The 19,897-nt window shown below is 68.6% G+C and carries 11 protein-coding genes; all 11 read left to right on the top strand.

Annotated features, from left to right (window positions below):
- Positions 1 to 290: 290 nt before the first annotated feature.
- The 11 genes from secA (at position 291) to TsocGM_RS12650 (ending at position 19,876) form a co-directional block, all read left to right on the top strand.
- Positions 291 to 3,935 carry a preprotein translocase subunit SecA gene (gene secA, locus TsocGM_RS12700; RefSeq protein WP_126725747.1) on the top strand — a complete coding sequence of 1,215 codons (3,645 nt, stop codon included), beginning with the start codon at positions 291 to 293 and terminating at the stop codon, positions 3,933 to 3,935.
- Between the two features lie 276 nt (positions 3,936 to 4,211).
- Positions 4,212 to 5,579: a 3-deoxy-D-manno-octulosonic acid transferase gene (locus TsocGM_RS12695; RefSeq protein WP_126725746.1), complete on the top strand. Its 1,368-nt coding sequence runs from the start codon at positions 4,212 to 4,214 to the stop codon at positions 5,577 to 5,579.
- A gap of 229 nt (positions 5,580 to 5,808) precedes the next feature.
- A complete protein-coding gene (locus TsocGM_RS12690) occupies positions 5,809 to 6,228 on the top strand; it encodes a DUF3467 domain-containing protein (RefSeq protein WP_126725745.1) in 420 nt (139 codons plus the stop codon).
- A 188-nt stretch (positions 6,229 to 6,416) separates the two neighbouring features.
- A complete protein-coding gene (locus TsocGM_RS12685) occupies positions 6,417 to 7,229 on the top strand; it encodes an MBL fold metallo-hydrolase (protein WP_199756772.1) in 813 nt (270 codons plus the stop codon).
- A gap of 104 nt (positions 7,230 to 7,333) precedes the next feature.
- Complete coding sequence (locus TsocGM_RS12680) at positions 7,334 to 8,788, top strand: UTP--glucose-1-phosphate uridylyltransferase (RefSeq protein ID WP_126725743.1); 1,455 nt, start codon at positions 7,334 to 7,336, stop codon at positions 8,786 to 8,788.
- Between the two features lie 303 nt (positions 8,789 to 9,091).
- The gene (locus TsocGM_RS12675) at positions 9,092 to 11,005 is read left to right on the top strand and encodes a bifunctional serine/threonine-protein kinase/formylglycine-generating enzyme family protein (RefSeq protein ID WP_126725742.1); all 1,914 of its coding nucleotides are present in this window, start codon (positions 9,092 to 9,094) and stop codon (positions 11,003 to 11,005) included.
- An 81-nt stretch (positions 11,006 to 11,086) separates the two neighbouring features.
- A complete protein-coding gene (locus TsocGM_RS12670; protein ID WP_126725741.1) occupies positions 11,087 to 13,090 on the top strand; it encodes an ATP-binding protein in 2,004 nt (667 codons plus the stop codon).
- 110 nt (positions 13,091 to 13,200) lie between these two features.
- On the top strand, positions 13,201 to 14,280 hold the full coding sequence (locus tag TsocGM_RS12665; RefSeq protein ID WP_126725740.1) for a mannose-1-phosphate guanylyltransferase: 1,080 nt from the start codon (positions 13,201 to 13,203) through the stop codon (positions 14,278 to 14,280).
- Between the two features lie 163 nt (positions 14,281 to 14,443).
- Complete coding sequence (locus TsocGM_RS12660; RefSeq protein WP_126725739.1) at positions 14,444 to 16,960, top strand: hypothetical protein; 2,517 nt, start codon at positions 14,444 to 14,446, stop codon at positions 16,958 to 16,960.
- Between the two features lie 22 nt (positions 16,961 to 16,982).
- Positions 16,983 to 17,912 (top strand): ABC transporter ATP-binding protein, encoded by a 930-nt coding sequence (locus TsocGM_RS12655; protein ID WP_126725738.1) that lies wholly within the window; start codon positions 16,983 to 16,985, stop codon positions 17,910 to 17,912.
- A gap of 293 nt (positions 17,913 to 18,205) precedes the next feature.
- Entirely contained in the window at positions 18,206 to 19,876 is a 1,671-nt protein-coding gene (locus TsocGM_RS12650) for an ABC transporter permease subunit (protein WP_126725737.1), read from the top strand.
- Positions 19,877 to 19,897 lie beyond the last annotated feature (21 nt).

The following is a 19,897-nucleotide window of genomic DNA, read 5'->3' as shown; positions in this document are numbered from 1 at the left end:
CGGCGGGGAGCTCCTGGCCCCCCCGCGCGATCGGCGGGCGCAAGCCGCTCGACCACTCTCCTCGTTGAAATCGGACGGAAGCGGCCCGCGTCATGAGTCAACCCGAATCCCCCGGGTCATCGGGCCCGACGCGGCCTCGGCCCGGTGCGAGCCGCCCCCCCCGGCGCGTCCTATAGTCCCGAGAGGCCCCCAGGCTGCGCTTGACCGGCCCGAGCGGTTTCAATAAAATTTGTTCACCATTGAAGTTAGGGCGGACACACCCCTTTCCCATCGGGAGGCGTTCGGCACTCATGGAGGCGACGGAGCTACTCAGCGACATTTGGGACAAGACCACCAACGCGTTGAACGCCTTCAGCGAGGGGGTCTCCAACGGCCTGGTCCGGATCTTCGGCAACTCGAACGAGCGGCAGATTCGGCGGATGCAACCGATTGTCGCTCGGATCAACGAGTTGGAGAGGACGGTCGAGGGCCTCTCCGACGACGAGTTGAAGGCCAAGTCGGCCGAGTTCCGCCGCCGGTTGGCCGAGGGGGAGACGCTCGACGAGATCCTTCCCGAGGCGTTCGCCGTCTGCCGAGAAGGTGGCAAGCGGTTCCTCAAGATGCGGCACTACGACGTCCAGCTCCTCGGCGGAATCGTGCTGCATGAGGGCAAGATCGCGGAGATGGTCACCGGCGAGGGGAAGACCCTCGTCGCCACCCTGGCGGCCTACCTCAACGCGTTGGAGGGCAAGGGGGTCCACGTCGTCACCGTCAATGACTACCTCGCCCGCCGGGACGCCGAGTGGATGAGCCCGCTGTACAATGGACTAGGGCTCTCGGTCGGCGCGATCCAGTCGCAGATGGACCCCCGCCAGCGCCAGCGGATCTATGGCTGCGACATCACCTACGGCACGAACAACGAATTCGGCTTCGACTACCTGCGCGACAACATGAAGCCGACGCGGGAGGCGCAGGCCCAGGGGCCCTTGCACTACGCGATCATCGACGAGGTCGACTCGATCCTCATTGATGAGGCCCGCACGCCGCTGATCATCTCCGGCCCGGCCTTCGACGACGTGAGAAAGTACGCCGAGGCCGACCGCATCGCCCGGCAGCTCCGCGAGGGGCAGCACTTCGAGGTCAAGGAGAAGGAACGCACCGCCCATCTCACCGAGGAAGGGATCCGAGAGGCCGAGCGCCTGGCCGGGGTCGAGAGCTTCTTCACGCCCGGCAACATGGAGTGGCCCCACCTGATCGACAACGCCTTGAAGGCCCATCACCTGTACAAGCGCGATCGGGAGTACGTCGTCAGCGACAAGGGCGAGATTATCATCGTCGACGAGTTCACCGGCCGCTTGATGGTCGGCCGTCAGTGGTCCGACGGCCTGCACCAGGCGGTCGAGGCCAAGGAGCGGGTCAAGATCAAGGAGGAGAACCAGACGCTCGCGACCATCACGCTCCAGAATTTCTTCAAGCTGTACACCAAGCTCTCAGGCATGACCGGCACGGCCATGACCGAGGCCAACGAGTTCTGGAAGGTGTACAAGCTGGATGTGGTGGCCATCCCCACCAACCGCCCGCTCCAGCGGATCAACGAGCCGGACGTGATCTTCCGGACCGAGAAGGAGAAGTTCCACGCGATCATCGACGAGATCCGGGAGGTCCACCGAACCGGGCGGCCAATCCTCGTCGGCACGACCTCGATCGAGAAGTCGGAGCTGCTCTCCGAGATGCTGAAGCGCTACGGCATCCCCCACCAGGTCCTCAACGCCAAGTATCACGAGCAGGAGGCCGAGATCGTCGCCCAGGCCGGCCGCAAGGGGAAGGTGACGATCGCCACGAACATGGCCGGCCGAGGCACCGACATCATCCTCGGCGGCAACCCCGAGTTCATGGCCTGGGCCGACCTCTCCCGCCTGAAGAACGAGGACGGCCGGCCCCTCTACCCGACCCGGCTGGAGGTCCCGCCGCAGGTCTGGAAGGAGGCCGTCGCGAAGTACGAGCCGGAGATGAAGGCCGAGGGCCGAGAGGTTGCCGAACTCGGCGGGCTGCACATCATCGGCACCGAGCGGCACGAGTCGCGCCGGATCGACAACCAGCTCCGAGGCCGCTCCGGCCGCCAGGGCGACCCGGGCAGCTCCCGGTTCTTCCTGAGCCTGCAAGACGACCTGATGCGGAAGTTCGCCGGGGAGTGGGTCTCCAACGTCCTCCAGCGGCTCGGCATGCAGGACGGCGAGGCGATCGAGAGCAAGCTCGTGACCCGTCGCATCGAGGGGGCGCAGAAGAAGGTCGAAGAGCGCAACTTCGATGCCCGGAAGAACCTCCTCGAATACGACGAGGTGATGGACACCCAGCGCAAGGGCGTCTACTCGTTCCGCCAGCGGCTGCTCGACGGGGCGCCGACGAAGGACGAGATCCTCGCCATGATCGATCGCCAGATCGACCTGGCGGTCGAGCAGTTCCTTGACCAGGACTACGGCCCGAGCAGCTTCGCCGCCTGGGTCGGCCAGCGCCTCGGGGTTGAGTTCGAGGGTCGAGACTTCCGGGGCGACCCGTTCGAGGAGGCGGCGGAGCGCGCCAAGGACCGGGCCGAGGCCCAGGCGGCCGACGCCATCGACGAGGCGATCGAGGAAAATCTCCCCTCCGAGGCCGAGCCCTCGGAGTGGAACTGGATCGCCCTGACCGGCTGGGCCAACGCCCGCTACGGCCTGAACCTGAAGGACCGCGACCTCCGGAAGTTCCAGAAGGGCACCCGGGACGAGGTCGAGTTGGACCGCGTCGAGTTGGCGGACTTCATCCGAGAACAGGCGGTCGCGAAGATCCGGGAGACGGATCTCGAACCCGCCCGCGAGTTCCTCACCCCCGACTGGGGGACCCGATCCCTCGCCGGCTGGGTCCACCGCAAATTCGGGCTGACGACCGATCCGGCCGACTGGGCCGGCAAGTCTCCCGAGGACGTCTCCTCGGATCTCAAGCACCGCGCTCGGGAGCTCTATGCCCGCAAGGAGGCCGAGTTCCCGGTGCGGGTCGGCATGAGCCGCTTTCTCGTCGAGCCGAAGCCCGGCCAGCCGGCCCGGTACGACCGCGAGGGGCTGGCCGCCTGGGCCTCGGAACGCTTCGGCACCCCGGTCGACGTCGAGACGCTCAAGCCGCTGCTCCGACCGGAAATGGAGGCCTTGCTCGTGGGCATCGCCCACGAAACCTACCCCGGGGCCCGGCTTTACGACGAACTCCAGGCGAAGCTCGACGCCGCCTTCGACGACGACGGCGACGCCGATCGCGAGCGCCTGGCCGAGCTGTCCCACTGGGCCCGTCAGCAGCTCGGCATCGAGACGACCGTCGAGGAGCTGGCCGAGCTGGGGGAGGAAGGAACTCGCTCCAAGCTCGTCGGCGCCCTCGACGCGAAGCATCGCCCCGAAATGCGGGAGATGGAGAAGGTGCTCCTGCTCCAGATCCTCGACCAGAGCTGGATGGAGCACCTCCGCACCATGGACCACCTCCGCAGCTCGATCGGGCTGCGAGGCTACGCCCAGGTTGACCCGAAGGTCGAATACAAGCGCGAGGGAAAGCGCATCTACGACGAGATGTGGCAAAGCATCTCCGACAAGATCACCGATCTGGTGTTCCGCATGGAGCAGGTCGACCCGGATTTCCTCTCCTACCTCGGCGCCCGCTGGCAACTCGACCGGGCCCGGACGATCAAGGAAGAGGCCTCGTCCTCGACGACCTCCTCCGGCGGCTCCTCCGCCGGGGCCCTCACCGCCGAAGGCCAGGCCCTGCGCTCCCAGCAGGAGGCGGCCATCGCCGCCAGTCAGCGCCAGGGGCAGCCGGCCAAGGTCGAGCCCGTCCGGAAGACCGGCAAGAAGGTGGGCCGGAACGACCCTTGCCCTTGCGGATCGGGTAAGAAGTTCAAGGCCTGTTGCATGAAAAAGGGAGGAGAGGGCGCTCCCTTCTGAGCGACTTTCCCCAGGGATGACCTCATCCCGTTCCCCGGACCTCATCCCCAGCTCGTTGCCGGGTCGGACCTTCCGCCTTCGGCCCGGCAACGAGTTCCCCGGCCGTCGGGCTCCCTGGGCCGGGATTGGCACTCGGCTTGCATGGAGAGAGCCCTGGCGAGCAGCGCGGCGAGCTCAGGACGGGGCCGCGCCCGGCCCCGCGCTCGCGAAATGGGGCCCAAGCCGCCGGTTCGATCGCCCGCTTCGGGCGAGTCGGGGTGAGGAAAGGAAGCCTGGATGCCCAACCTACTCGATGCGGCCTATCTAGGGCTGTTGCTTGCCTGTTCCCCCGTGCTGGCCTCCCGATCGCTGCGCCGGGGCAAGTACCGGGAAGGCTGGGCGGAGAAGCTCCGAGGCCGGGTCCCTCGCCGGCTGGGAGAGGCGCCGTGCCTCTGGTTCCATGCCGTGAGTGTCGGCGAGGTGCTTCTGCTGCGCCCCCTCGTCGCCGACCTTCAGCGGAGGAGGCCGGCCTGGGAGGTTGTCATCTCGACGACGACGCCGACCGGTCTCGAGGTGGCCCGCCGCACGTTCCCCGACCTCGTGACCTTCTATGCCCCGCTCGACTTTTCCTGGGCCGTCCGACGCGCCCTGGATCGGATCCGACCGACGGTGCTGGCCCTGGTCGAGACCGAACTTTGGCCGAACCTGATCCGGGCCGCCTCGGAACGGGGGGCGCGCGTCGCCGTCATCAACGGCCGGCTGAGCCGTCGGAGCCACCCGCGCTATCGCCGGTTCCGGGCGCTGCTCGGGCCGACTCTGCGTCGACTCGACGCCGTGGCGGCGCAGTCGGAGGAGTCGGCCGAGCGGTTCCGGGACATCGGCGTACCGGCCGATCGGCTCACGGTGACTGGCTCGATCAAGTACGACGGGCTGGACGGGGACCGGCAGTCCTCCCGGGTCCGATCCGCCCGTCGGTCGCTCGGCCTGGAGGATGTCTCCGGCCCGATCTTCGTCGCTGGCAGCACCCAGGAGGGGGAGGAACTCGCCGCCCTGGAGGCCTATCAGGCCGCCCGGGAGGAGCATCCAGGGCTCCGCCTGATCCTCGTTCCTCGTCATCCCGAGCGGGGGGCCGAGCTGGCCGGCTGGCTGGCCTCTCGGGGGGAGCCGGTCTGGAGAAGAAGCGTCGACGAGGTGCCTCCTCGAACGCCGGACCCCGGAGAGCGGCCCCCGGTCCTGCTGATCGACACGGTGGGAGAGCTGTCGAGCATCTGGGGACTGGCCGACGTGGCGTTCGTCGGCGGCAGCCTACACCCGGGCCGGGGCGGGCAAAACATGATGGAGCCGTCGGCCTTCGGGGCCTCGGTCCTGTTCGGCCCGCACACCAGCAACTTCCGGGAGGCGGTCGAGGGGCTCCTCGACCGAGGCGCCGCCCGGGTCGTCCGGGACGCGGCCGAACTGGCCTCGGCCCTCCGAGAGGAGTTGGCGCAACCGACCACCGCCCGGCAGCGAGGGGCCTCGGCCCGGGGCTTTGTGCTCGCCCAGCGCGGGGCGACCGAGCGGACGCTCGCGCTGCTGGACGGACTGGTCGGGCCGATCGGGAAGGCGTCCCGGCCGGGAACCTCGGTGTCGAGGAACGCGTCTCGACCGGCCTCCTCGGCGGCCTGATCGCGGGCGGGAAGTACCCTTGATCGGGGTCGACGCTTGCGTCAGACTGTCGAGACGTCGGGGCAACCGCTCCCGGCCGATCGCGGTGCGTCCCCGCCCCGCCGATTCACGTCCGGGGCCGATTGTGACCGCCGGAACCCGGGGTCGACCAGAGCGGAGGGGCCTGACGCCCCGCTCGAGGCCCCATTCTCTCGTCGGAACAAATTGGATTTCCAGACAGGAGTATGCCATGAGCAGCGGCGAAGGAGCGGGCCCGGAAAAAGAGGGCCAGGCCGCACCGCAGGGGCAGCCGCAGCAGGCGACCACCGAGGTCGTCGTCGATGACTCGAACACGCTGCCGTCCTACTCGAACTTCTGCCGGGTCACGGCCACTCCCGAGGAGGTCATCCTCGACTTCGGCCTCAACCCGCAGCCATTCGCCACGGGCCGGCAGGAGGTGAAGGCCAACCAACGGCTGGTGATGAACTTCTTCACGGCCAAGCGGCTCCTGACGGCGCTGGGGATGACCATCCAACGGCACGAGGCGACCTTCGGCGCCGTCGAGCTGGACGTCCGCCGCCGCGCCGGCGCTTTCCAGGCCCAGACCCAGCGGCCCCAGGGCACCGGCCCGCAGGGCGTCGTCGGCTCCCCCGGCCCGGCCTCCGAGTGACGCCAGCCAGCGCGCGACGAACCTTCGCGCCGCCGGGGCCTCGGCCTGGTCGGGGCCCCGGCGATTCTCGGTCCCGCGCCCCGGGTCCGGGGAGGCCTCCCCGGACTCGCGGGATCGAGTCGTCGCCGCTAGAATGACGGTGGTTGAACCGTCCCGGATCGAGCCGATTGGAGAGGAGTATCGCGCTCGTGGAGGAGTCCGGATCGCAGGCGGCCGCCCCCCCCTCCCGCCGCCTGATTGTGCTCGGTAGCGGCACCTCGACCGGCGTTCCCGTGCTCGGCTGCGACTGCCCGGTCTGTCGGTCGGACGACCCGAGGAATGCCCGGACCCGGCCCAGCGTGCTCCTCCGCCTGCCGGCAGGCGACCTGTTGATCGACACGACGCCGGAGCTTCGCCTGCAGTTGCTGCGGCAACGGGTCGCCGGGGCGCACGCGATCCTCTACACCCACGCCCACGCCGACCACCTCTTCGGGCTCGACGACGCCCGGCTCTTCCCCAAGGTCACGGGGGGCCCGGTCCCCATCTACTGCGAGCAAGAGGTCGAGGAGGCCATTCGCCGAGCCTTCTCCTACGCCTTCGACGAGCGCGTTCGCCGGCTCCCCAGTGGCGGCGTCCCCCAGGTGGAATTCCGTCGGATCGCCCCCGGCGAGCCGTTCGAGGTGCTCGGTGAGCGGATCACGCCGATGCGACTGGAGCACGGCCGCTTTCGCGTGCTCGGATTCCGGCTCGGCGGCCTGGCGTACTGCACCGACGTCTCGAAGATCCCCGAGGAGAGCTGGCCGATGCTCGAGGGGCTCGAGACCCTGCTCATCGACGCGCTGCGGCCCGAGCCGCATCCGACGCACTTCAGCCTGGACGAGGCCCTGGAGGTGATCGCTCGCCTCCGCCCTCGACGCGCCTACCTCACCCACCTTTCGCACTTCTACGATCACGGCCCGGTCGAGGCGCGCTTGCCCCCCGGCGTGTTCCTGGCCTACGATGGCCTCACCATCGCCTTCTGACCGCCGGACGAGACCGACGGACCCACGGCCGGGCAGCGATCGCCCAGGGCCGGGTCCGAGGTCGGCCGCCCTCACCGCCGCCTCCTCGCAGGAGCCGCCCGCCGATGCCCGCCGACCCCGAGCTCGTCGACCTCCTGGCCCGGTTCGGCCAGAGCCACGTGCTCCGATTCTGGGACGAACTCGATGCCCAGGGCCGAGAACGGCTGACCTCGCAGCTCACTCGGCTGGACCTCGGACGGCTCGCTGAGCTGATCGACCGTCTGGTGCTCTCACGAGCCATCGAGACGGACGAGCACGCCATCGACCCGTCCCGGGTCGGTCCGGTCGAGGTTTGTCGGCTGCCTCAAACCGATGCCGAGCGCGTCGCCCGCCGCCGGGCGGCCGATCGAGGGGAGGCGGCCCTGGCCTCTGGTGAGGTGGCCGCCGTGCTCGTCGCGGGAGGTCAGGGGACCCGGCTCGGCTTCGACGGTCCCAAGGGGACCTACCCGATCGGACCGGTTTCCGGCGCCAGCCTCTTTCAGATCCACGCCGAGAAGCTGCTCGCCCTCTCCCGCCGACATGGCCGGGCGATCCCGCTCTACATCATGACCAGCCCGGAGAACCACGAGGCCACGGCCTCCTTCTTCGAGCGTCACGGCAACTTCGGCCTGGAGCACGTCCGGCTGTTCGTCCAGGGCCAGATGCCCGCGGTCGACTCCAAGACCGGCAAGCTGCTGCTGGCCGGCAAGGACCGGCTGGCGATGAGCCCCGACGGCCACGGCGGGACAATCGCTGCGCTGGCCTCTCCTGGAGAGGAAGGCAAGCCGAGTTGCCTGGAGGAGATGAGGGAGCGAGGCATCCGGACCATCTACTATTTCCAGGTCGACAACCCGCTCGCCCAGATTTGCGATCCGGCCTACCTTGGCCTCCACCTGATCGCCGACGCCGAGATCTCCTTCAAGGTGGTCGAGAAGCAGCGTCCCGACGAGAAGGTCGGCGTGGTCGTTGAGGTCGATGGCCGTGCCCGGGTTATCGAGTATTCCGACCTGCCGGCCGAACTGGCCGAGCGCCGGGAGCCCGACGGACGCTTGCAGCTGTGGGCCGGCAGCATCGCCATCCATTGCTTCGACCGGGAGTTCCTCGAACGACTCGCTTCCGGGGGGGGAAAGCTGCCCTTCCACCGGGCGTTGAAGAAGGTGCCCTACGTGGGGGAGGACGGCCATCTCGTCTCCCCCTCGGAGCCGAACGCGGTGAAGTTCGAGACGTTCATCTTCGACGCGCTGCCGCTGGCGCGGCGGTGGTCGATTGTGGAAACCGACCGGGCCACCGAGTTCGAGCCCCTGAAGAACGCCACCGGGGCCGACTCTCCCGCGAGTGTGCGACAGCGTCTGAGCGACCTGTATGGCGACTGGCTGGAGCAGGCCGGCGCCAAGGTGCTGCGCCGGGGAGACGGCTCGGTCCCCTTCGGCATCGAGATCTCCCCCCTGCTGGCCCTGGAAGCGGCCGACCTCAAGGGGAAGATCGAGCCAGGGTTGGTCGTCGACCGGCCACTCTACCTCGGCCCGACCGGCTCGTCCTGAGGAACGACTACCGTGCACGCGATCGCACTCGCTTGAGTCGCTTTCTTAATCGAACAGTGTTTAACGTTGCGTTCCGAAGCGGATGCGCGGTAGGATAAGGAAACGTCGGCCCCAGCCGAACGACCAAGGGTTGCCGATTCGACCCGTCCCGTCCCGGGGAGGGCTTGGTCAAGCGGCCGGGGAGGCTGTTTCCGGGAGTCCTGAACTTCCGTCCTTCGCCCGCCTCCCGACTCGTCCCGGTTCGCGTCCGCCGGGGACCGACGGGCCGAGGAGGGGATCGACCCAGCGCGATCGGGGGCGTCGATGTCGACCGCTTCTGGCATCCCGGGCACGCCGCAGGTGCCTGGCTACGAGCTGTTGAGACCGCTGGGCCGAGGGGCGATGGGAGAGGTCTTCCTCGCTCGACAGTTGCGACTGGGGCGTCTGGTCGCCATCAAGTTCTTGACCGCCGACGGAACGAGCGACCCCGAGAAGCGGGCCGCCCGGTTCCGGCGCGAGGCGGAACTCATGGCGCGAATCTCCCACCCGAACATCCTGGGGATCCATGACTTCGGAGAGGTGGACGGACACCCCTTCCTTGTGATGGAGTATGTCGAGCGGGGCGACCTCCGCCGGATGATGCGCCCAGGTCGGCCGATGCCCGCGGCCCAGGCGATGGCGATCCTGGACGCCGTGGCCGAGGCGCTCGATCACTTGCATCGTCTCGGCATCCTGCATCGGGATCTGAAGCCCGAGAACATCCTGATGCACGACGAGGCCAACCCGAAGGTTGCCGACTTCGGCCTCGCGGTCCTCCGAACCGGGGCGGGGTCGCTGACCCAGACGCAGGAGGGGCTCGGCACGCTTGGCTACGTTGCCCCGGAGCAGCGCTACCGGCTCCGGATCGACGAGCGTGCCGACCAGTATTCGCTGGCCGCCCTATCTTACGAGTTGCTGACCGGCTCTTGCCCCCTCGGGATCATTCGCCCTCCGTCTCAGCTCAACCCTCGGCTACGCCGGGTCGTGGACTCCGTTCTGCTGCGGGCGCTGAAGGAGGATCCGGACGACCGCTACCCCTCAATCCGGCGGTTCGTCGACGACCTTCAGGCGTCGCTTTCGGTGTCCATCCCGACCAGATCATCGACCCGACTCGGCCGATCGACCTGGACCTGGCCCCTGGTTGGGATGATGGCCGCAAGCGTGGCCGTGGCGGCGGTCGTCTTGCCCCGGATCAAACGGCCGACGGAGACCGAGGCCAGCGGAACGGTTGCCGGGTGGGTTTCGGTTCCGACTCCGGTCGAGAAGGGCTCGGGGGCGTCCTCCCGGATGGGTGGTCCAATTCGACCGGCCTCCGCTCCCTCCTCGGGCCCGACCCGGACCAACCCGATGGGGATGACGATGGTCCGCCTGCCGGCTGGTGAGTTCTGGATGGGATCACCTCCGGACGATCCGATGGCCAAGGAGGACGAGCATCCCCGGCGGCTGGTCCGGATCTCCCAGCCCTTCTGGATGGCGGCGCACGAGGTCACTCACGGCCAGTTCCGGAGCTTCGTGGAAGACACCGGCTACATCACGATCGCCGAGTCGGAGGGCGGCCGCGTTTGGGACCGCGAGCTGGGCCAGGTCCGGGCGGACACGGCATTCCACTGGCGAGACCCAGGCTACGGGCGGCCTCCCCTCGACGACGAGCCGGTCGTTCAAATCGCCCGGCCCGACGCCGAGGAGTTCTGCCGCTGGCTCTCCGAGCGAGACGGCCGGGCGTATCGCCTCCCGACCGAGGCCGAATGGGAGTACGCTTGTCGGGCCGGCTCGACGACCCGGTGGTCGATGGGGGACGACCCCGACCGCCTGGCAGCGTTTGCCTGGTGGCGGGCCAATTCCTCCTGGAGGCTCCGCCCGGTCGGCTCGAAGCAGCCGAATCGCTGGGGCCTGTTCGACCTGCACGGCAACGCCTGGGAACTGTGTTCCGATTGGTACGCCCCGTATCCTCCCCCCGACCCGACGGGAGCCCCGATCGTCGACCCGAAGGGCCCGACGTCGGGGTATCGCTGGGTGATCCGGGGCGGCTCGTGGGACGGCCAGGACAGCGAGTCACAGACCCGATCAGCCGCGCGTAGCCACAAGGTTTCTCCGTATTTCACCGTCGGGTTCCGCGTCTGTCACGACGACTCGGGCGCCGGCCGGACGGCTGGCGACGAGTCCGAGTCCGCCCCCCGGCCCGCCGAGCCGGGCCCCTGACCGGGCCCAGTCGGTCCCGCCCCTCGGCGGGTGAGCCTGCCCAGGGAGGGGGCCGAGCCGAATCGGCTTCGAAAGGGCGCCATGTCCGAACGCCATGAGGAGATCGCCCGCTGCCTGTTCCGTGAGTCGAACGATGCCCTGTTCATCTTCGACCCGCGCGACCATCGGGTTATTGACGCCAACCCGGCCGCGCTGCGGCTCACCGGGTTCGAGCGCAAACCGTTGCTCCGGATGCGGGTCTGGGACCTGTTCCGGGGGGCCGAGCCGGGGATCGTCGACCAGTTGATCGAGGCGTACCAGATCAGCTGGTTCTACCACTCCCGGGAGGGGATCTCACTGAGCCGGAAGGCCGGCGAGCCAATCCCGGTCAACGTCACCGTCAGCCGCATCCATACCCGTCCCGACCCGATGGGACTGGTGGTGGCCCGGGACATCTCCGATCGCAAGCAGGCCCAGGAAGCGCTGGATCGCTTCTTCCGGCTGGCGCCGGATCTCTTCGCCATCGCCCGCCCCGGGCCGGACGGGCCAACCTTCGTCCGGCTCAACCCCGCGTGGGAGTCCAGTCTCGGCTACCGGCCCGATGAGTTGAAGGGGACCTCCCCGCTCGATCTGTTCCACCCCGAGGAGCGCGAGGCCGCCCGGTCCTGCCTCGACTCGATGCGGGGAGGCCGGGAGCTGGTCGGCCTGGAATATCGCCTCCGCCACCGGGACGACAGCTACAAGTGGCTCTCGCTGAACGCCGTGCTCGCCGACGGACAGTATTATATCGTGGGCAGGGACGTCACCGAGTCGAAGCGGTTGACCGCACTGCGGCGAGCGATGGAGCGCTCCGAGCTGGCCAGCCGGGCGAAGAGCGAACTGCTGCGCGACCTGGGGCACGAGCTGCGCACCCCTCTGGCGGCGATCGTTGAGTACGCCGAGATGCTCATCCGGGCCGAAAAGGAGGGCAACCCTCCGGCCACCGGCCGGCTCAACCCGCTGCGGACGATCCGGAGGAACGCTCGATACCTGATCCGGCTCCTAAGCGACCTGCTGGACCTGGCCCGGCTGGAGTCGGGGACGATGCGGGTCGACCTGGTCGAGTGCCGGGTGGGGGACCTGCTCGCGTCCGTCGTCGAGCTGATGGCGGCGCAGGCCAGGTCCCGGGGGCTGGCGCTCACCCTGTCGTACCGGACGCCGATTCCCAACGCAATCCGAACCGACCCGCTCCGACTCCGCCAGATCCTGATCAACCTGGTGAGCAACGCGATCAAGTTCACCGAGGCTGGAGCGGTGCGGGTCGAAACCGAGCTGGACGAGTCGCGCCCGGGTCGGGCGACGCTGATTGTGGAGGTCATCGACAGCGGCGTCGGCATGCCCCCGGAGGTCGTGGCCCGGCTCTTCGAGCCGTTCTACCGGGCCTCGGGCTCCGGCCCGGAGGGAGCCGGCCTCGGCCTGGCGCTGAGCCAGCGCATGGCTGGGCTGCTCGGCGGGAGGATCGCCGTCCGGAGCGAGCCGGGCCGGGGCAGCCGGTTCACCCTCTCGATCCCGGTTGGCCCGCTCGGGGCGGGGGATCGGCATCACGTTCCCCCCAACATCGAGCTTGATTCCTCGGAGTGGTCCACTCCCGAACCGGTTCCTCCGCGGCGGCCCCCGACGATCTCCCTGGCCCCGGTCCCGGAGCCGGTGGCCAGGAAGGAGGGGCCCCGCGTCCGCCTATTGCTGGCCGACGACAACCACGACCTCCGGAGGGCGCTGGCGATCCGGCTCAGGAGGTCGGGAATCGACGTGGTGGAGGTCGAGGACGGCCGGAGAGCCGTCGAGGAGTACGGCCGTTGCCGGGAGGAGGGCCAGCCGGTCGACCTGATCTTGATGGACCTCAGGATGACCGTGATGGACGGGCTGGAGGCGGCGAGGCAGCTCCGAGACCAGGGCTGCCAGGCGCCAATGGTGGCCCTGACCGCCTCGGAGGCGGTGGACCCGGCCGAGGAGGGGTTGTTCGTGGATCGCCTGGTCAAGCCGATCGACTGGGAGGTGCTGCGGCAGACCATCGACCGGCACGTGCGAGGCTCCCTTGACAACGACGCCACCGGCCGGGTCCAGTAGTGCCCCCGGCGGGAGGGTCGGAGGAGCCCCCCCGTTGCCGTCCCCAGCAGCCAGGCGTCCGGGACGATCGCAGGGCCGATCGCTCCCCGTCGCCGTCCAGGAGGCCCATCGTGCTCCACGCCGTGATCATGGCCGGCGGCAGCGGAACCCGGTTCTGGCCCAAGAGCCGCCGCAACCGCCCGAAGCAGTTGCTTCGCCTCGTCGGCGACTCGACGATGATCCAGCAGACTCTCTCCCGGGTCGCGCCGATCATCCCTCCGGAGCGCTGCTGGGTCATCACCGGGGAGGACCAGGCCGAGGCCACCCGGGAGCAGTTGCCGGGCCTGCCGGCCGATCAGATTGTGGGAGAGCCCTGCCCGAGAGACACCGCCGCCTGCGTGGGGCTGGCCGCGGCCCTGGTGGAGCGGAGGGATCCGGGCGCCACCACGATCGTCTTGCCGGCCGATCACGTGATCCAGCCGACGGAGGCCTTCCTCGCCTCGGCTCGGGCGGCGGCGGCGATCGTCGAGGCCGACCCCACGGCCTTTGTCACCTTCGGGATCGCCCCGAACCGGCCCGAGACCGGCTACGGCTACATCGAGCGGGGCGAGCTGCTGAGCCATCCCGAGGGGATCCCGCAGTACCGCGTCGAGCGGTTCCGAGAGAAGCCCGACCGCGCCACCGCCGAGCAGTTCCTTGCCACCGGCCGCTTCTTCTGGAATGGCGGCATCTTCGTCTGGAAGGCCCGGGCCATCCTCGAGGCGCTCCAGCGGCACCGGCCCGCCCTGGCCGGGGCGATTGACCGGGTCTCGAAGACCCTCGGCACTCCGGAGTTTCCGGGGGCGATCGAGCGGGAATACGCGACGATGGAGAAGGTCCCCATCGACAAGGCGGTCATGGAGCACGCCGAGAATGTCCGGGTGCTCGAGGTGCCGTTCTCCTGGAACGACGTTGGGGACTGGAGGGCCCTGACGGCCCTGGTTCCCCCCGACGATCGGGGCAACGCGGTGCAGGGACCGGTCCTCACGGTCGAGTCCTCGAACTGCATCATCGTGGCCGACGAGGGGAAACTGGTCGCCGCTCTGGGAGTCGACGACCTGGTGATCGTGCAGTCCGGCAACGCGACCCTGGTCGCCCGCAAGGACCAGCTCGACCGGCTGAAGGCCATGGTCGAGGGGCTGGAATCCGCTGGCTTCGGGGACCTGCTCTGATCCTCCTCCTCGGCGACCCCGCCCCCCTCGGCTCCCAATTCCTTCGGAACGGGGCACGCAGGCCCTTCCGGAGGCCCGATCGCCGCAGTAGATTGGGAATCGAGTCGGGCTCGGCGAGGACGGGACGGAGATCCGGGCCCGGATCGAGCGAGGGAGGCCGATCGTGATCCTGACGACCGGAAGGCCGGGGCGGACGCTGTTGGCGATGGTCGTGGGGATCGCCGTGTTCTCGATCCCGGCCGCCTCCCGGGCTCAGGGACTGGGGCTGGAGGAGGACGAGACGCAAGTCGAGAGCGAGGCCGCGCGCCGATTCCGAGAACTGACCGACCCCGACGCTCAGGCCGATCGGGAGAAGGATACGCTCAAGCCCCCCTTCGAGTTCTATCGGACCCAGGTCGCTCCCTTCGACGTCCTCACTTACGTCAAGCCGAACCACTGGGTCGCGCTGACCCAGGAGCTCCAAGCGAACAACTTCGACTACAGGGGCCAGCTCCGAACCGCCCCCGTCCCCCTGCGGGACATGCCCCGGGCGGTCGACTTCCGGCGCGACGTCCGGCTCCCGGAGGGGGAACCGATGCGGCTGAGCTGGACCGCCTTCCTCCCCGAGTCCTACAAGTCGCTGGAGATCTCCCTGGTCCGGCCCGGCGCCCTTCGGCCGGATGACGCGACCGAGGCCCCGCTGCTTCCCCTGCAGACCCATCAGATGCTTGTGGTCATCCTGGGAAAGGACCCGATGGCCTTCGACCCCTGGAAGCGCTACCAGGCGGTCATCCCCGCGACGACGGACCCCGAGGACCAGCAACTCATCGAGCGGCGCAGCTACTACCGGCTGGTGATCCCCCAGGACCCGGACGAGGTCAACCTGTCGGCCCATCCGCTGACCTGGACCACCATCAGCCACCTGATCTGGGACAACTACGATCCGAACAGCCTGAATGTCGGCCAGCAGCGGGCGATCGTCGACTGGCTGCACTGGGGGGGGCAGCTGATCATCACCGGAGGGCCTAACTCCTCGATCCCGGCGCTGGCCGACGTGGAGAGCTTCCTCGCCCCCTACCTGCCGGGAGAGCTCTCGGGAGAGACGATCACGCTCACCGAGGAGGATCTGCTCGACCTCTCGGCCGACTACCCTCCCCCGGTCTGGCAAGACGTGCTGGAGTCGAACCGGGTGATCGACTACTCCGGATTCCTGCCGACTCAAGAGCCCACCCGATACGGGGACCCGGTGCCGATCGACCTGCCGCCCGACCGCCCACTCGTGCTGACCGGGCTCTCGCCGATCGCCGGGGACGTCTCGTGGATCACGGACGCCCGGGGCCGGCGATTCGGCCTGGAACGCCGGGTCGGGCGGGGCCGGATCTTGATGCTGACCTTCGACCCCAAGGAGGCGGCCTTTCAGCGCTGGCGGGGCAACGACACGTTCGTCCGTCGCGTCGTCCTCCGACGCCCCGAGGACCGTTGGGATCCGACGAATGCGACGGATACGTCGATGCTCGGCGGCCCGGAGCTGAGCTGGTACCGGTTGCTGGCCCGGGACCTCGACCCGGCCCAGCCCCCCTCGGAAGGGAATCGAGTGGTGATGGCTCCCTACGGAATGACTTCCTCGGTCGACCCGCTCGATGAGCTGCCTGGGGCGCCGGTCGCCTCGTGGCTCGACTCGGCCCGGCTGCCGGCCCTGGCGAGGGACACGCTGTTGAAGGCCTCGGGCATCGAGGTGCCCGGGGCGCCGTTCGTGTTGCGGGTGATGGTGGCCTACATCGTGGCCCTGGTGCCGCTGAATTGGTTTGTCTGCCGGTTTGTCCTCCGCCGTCGGGAGCTGGCCTGGGTGGTGGTGCCGCTGCTGGCCCTGGGATTCGCCGGCGCGGTCGAGCGGGCGGCGGCGATCGACACCGGCTACGATCGGGCCTGCGACGAGATTGACCTCCTGGAACTTCAGGCCGAGTACCCGAGGGCGCATCTTAGCCGATTCTCGGTCCTCTACTCGACCGGCCGGGAGGACTTCTCGATCGGCTTCCCGGGCGACCCGACGGCCCTTGCCCTGCCCATGAACGCCAGGCTGACGATCCGGGGGGAGCAGACGACCCAGTCCTCCTGGCAGGCGACCCCCGGGCCCCAATTGCTCGACTTCCGCGTCGAGCCGAGGAGCCTGGCGATGTTCCGGTCCGAGCAACTGGTCGACTTGCCCGGAGGGATCACCCTCCAGGGTACGGCCGAGGGTCCGAGGGAGATCGTCAACGGCTCAGGCCTGGAGTTGCGGGATGCCGTGCTGGTCGACGTCGGGGTCGAGCCGGGCGGGCGGAATCGCTTCTCGACGATCGGGGCGATCCCCGCCGGCGGCGTCGTGACGCTGCCCGGGCCCGAGGCCTCATTTTCGGAGTACACCGGGCCCGATCCGGCCGAGGAGGCCGGGGAAGGGCCTCACTGGGCTGATCTGTCGGGGTTCCTCGGGCCGCTGGCCTCCTACAACTGGGGACGGCCGGAAGACGCCGGAGAGCTCCGGCTGGTTGCCTGGTCCGATGGCCCGATGCCCGGCCAGGAACTACGGCCCGGGGTCGACCGCCACCGAGGCGTCACGCTCGTGGTCGCCCACCTCCGCTACGGGCCGCCACCGTCCCCGCACTCCCGCTCCTACACGTCCTACGAGCCCAAGCCCGTCGATCAGCTGAGACAGGCGAGGTAACCCCTCCGGAGGCCGAGCGGCCATGATCGAGGTGCGGAACTTCACGAAGCGCTACGGCGACTTCGTGGCGGTCGACGACCTGAGCTTCTCCATCGGAGAGGGGGAGATCTTCGGTTTCATCGGCCCCAATGGCGCCGGCAAGAGCACGACGATCCGATTCCTTGCCACGCTGCTCCGCCCCAGCTCCGGCGAGGGATACATCGCCGGGCATTCCGTCGTCGAGGATCCGATGGCCGTTCGCAAGGTCATCGGCTTCATGCCCGACGACTTCGGCGTGTATGACGGCATGAAGGTCTGGGAATTCCTCGACTTCTTCGCCGTCGCCTACAAGATTCCCCGCTCATCCCGCAAGAAGATCATCGCCGAGGTGCTCGAGCTGCTGGACCTGACCCACAAGCGCGACGACTACGTCAACGGCCTCTCGAAGGGGATGAAGCAGCGCCTCTGCCTGGCCAAGACCCTCGTGCACGATCCCCCGGTCCTGATCCTCGACGAGCCCGCCTCGGGGCTCGACCCGAGGGCACGGGCCGAGATGAAGGCGCTGCTGACCGAACTGCGGTCGATGGGGAAGACGATTCTCGTTTCCAGCCACATCCTCCCCGAGCTGGCCGACTTCGTCACCTCGATCGGCATTATCGAGCGGGGGAAGCTGCTGGCCGCCGGCAGCGTGCAGGAGATCCAGCGTCAACTCCGTGCCCACCGCCGGCTTCAGATCCGCATCCTCGACTCCGACCTCGCTCACGCCGAGGCCATCCTCCGGGCTGACGACAAGGTCCGCGACATCACCGGCTACGACCACACCCTCACCGCCGAGGTGGACGGCGGCGACACCGAGATGGCCCGGCTGCTCCAGCACCTCATTGGCTCCGGCGTCTCCGTTCAGTCGTTCGCCGAGGTGGAGATGACGCTCGATGAGGTGTTCATGACAGTGACCAAGGGTATCGTGAACTGATCGAGGAACCCGAGCGGGACGACGGACGACCGAGCGGTGCGGGGAGGGACGGCGGAGGCATCAGGGCCGATCACGGTCGGGGAGTCATCGGTCGGCGATGCTCCGGAACGCTTCCGGTGACGGCTCGGCTCGCTCGGTCGGGCGTCCTCCTCCGCTCGGCGGAGAGACGATCGGCCGCCTTCCGAGCTCTTCTCGCCCCCGGCCCTCTCGGCAGCACCCTCGTCATCCGGCCATCCGCCTCCCGATCCGCTCGTCCTCGCCCCTTCGCAGCCCCGGACTCGGGGACCGGACCCATGATCCTTCGAGAGAACCCCGTCCTGATCCGAGAGCTGCTGGTCAACCTCCGCTCGTCGCGGTCGTTTCTGCTCCAGCTGGCCTACGTCGTGTTTCTCGGCGTGGTCGTCTACTTCGCCTGGCCAGCGGGCGAGGAGGCCACCAATCAGGTCAGCCCGGGGGTGTCGCAGCGGCTCTTCAACCTGTTCTTCCTAGGCCAGTTTTTCCTCGTCGCACTGGTTGCCCCCACCTTCGCCGCCGGCAGCATCACCGGCGAGAAGGAGCGGAAGACGTATGAGCTGCTGCTGGCCAGTCCGCTGGAGCCGTCGACCATCCTGGTGGGCAAGCTGCTCAGCTCGTCGACCTACCTGGTGCTGCTGATCATCTCCAGCCTTCCGCTGATGATCCTCTGTTTCCTGCTGGGGGGGATCCTACTCTCCGAGATCGCCCGGGCGTACCTGGTGCTGATCCTGGCGGCCGGGACGTTCGGCCTGATCAGCGTGGCGTGCTCCAGCTTCTTCGGCCGGACCAGCTCGGCGTTGGTGGTCAGCTACCTGGTGATCCTGCCGCTGGCGCTGATCACGGTCACGGTGACGCAGACCGACGACGTGGTCCTTCGCGATTTCGTGTCGATCGCCGTGCTGCCTCCCTGGTGCATCGCGATCTGGGTGATCGTCGGTCTGCTCATCAATCGCCGCTTGCTCTTCCCTCCGGACGTGGGCAGCGAGGGGAAAGAGGTGATCGACGAAGAGGAGGAGATGAAGTACGCCGTTGGGGTGGTCATCGACCGTGAGCTGTTCCCTGACATGCTCTTCGCGCCGGCCAAGCGCACCGACCTGATGCCCGACGGCACCAACCCCGTGCTCGACAAGGAGCTGCGCTCGGAGATCTTCAGCCAGGGGACCCTGATGCTCCGCCTGGTGATCCAGGTGAGCATGTTCCTCTCGATCCCGCTGATGGCCTACCTGCTGTTCCTCCGGCCGGAGCTCACGGGGTACTATGTCGGTTATGTGCTCATGTTCAACCTGCTCGTTGGCCCGGTCTTCTCCAGCGGCAGCATTACCCAGGAGCGCGAGCGGAAGACGCTCGGCCTGCTGCTGACGACCCTGCTCAAGCCGGGGACGATCGTCATCGCCAAGCTCCTGGCCTCGGCCCGGGTATCGACGGTGCTGACCTTCCTGCTCACGGAGCAACTCCTGCTGGCCTACATCCTGATCCCCGAGCTGCGCGACCGCTGGTGGACGCTGCTGATCTTCCTCTCCCTGATCGCGGCGACCTGTGTGACGACAACCACCGTGGGCCTGCTCTGCTCGGCCCTCAGCCGAAGGACGGCGGTGGCGATGGTGGTGACCTACCTGGCCCTGCTCGCCCTGTTCATCGGCCCGGTGGGGCTGGTCTGGTACCTCCAGGGCTACACCGCGCTGTCTGAGGAGCGGCTCGCGTCGCTGACGATCACCAGCCCCTTCGCGGCGGCCATGAGCATCCCCATCCCCTCGTCGGACGACGGCCAGCCATACACGCCGAGCTTCCTCGGCTCGACCGCCCTGGACCTTTCGATCGGGTCGAAGACCCTCTCGGTGCCGATCTGGGTGGCGTATCTCGCGATGACCCCTGTGATCGTTGTCGTCCTGAACGTGCTCACCTACCTCGCCTTCCGTTGGCGGTGGTGGCGGGCGGGCATGTCGATCTGACGGGGAAGGAGCCGGTCCCCC

The sequence above is a fragment of the Tautonia sociabilis genome, assembly GCF_003977685.1.
Lineage (GTDB): Bacteria > Planctomycetota > Planctomycetia > Isosphaerales > Isosphaeraceae > Tautonia > Tautonia sociabilis.
Note: the sequence above shows the minus strand (reverse complement) of the source record. Positions and strands in the feature narration are given on the sequence as shown.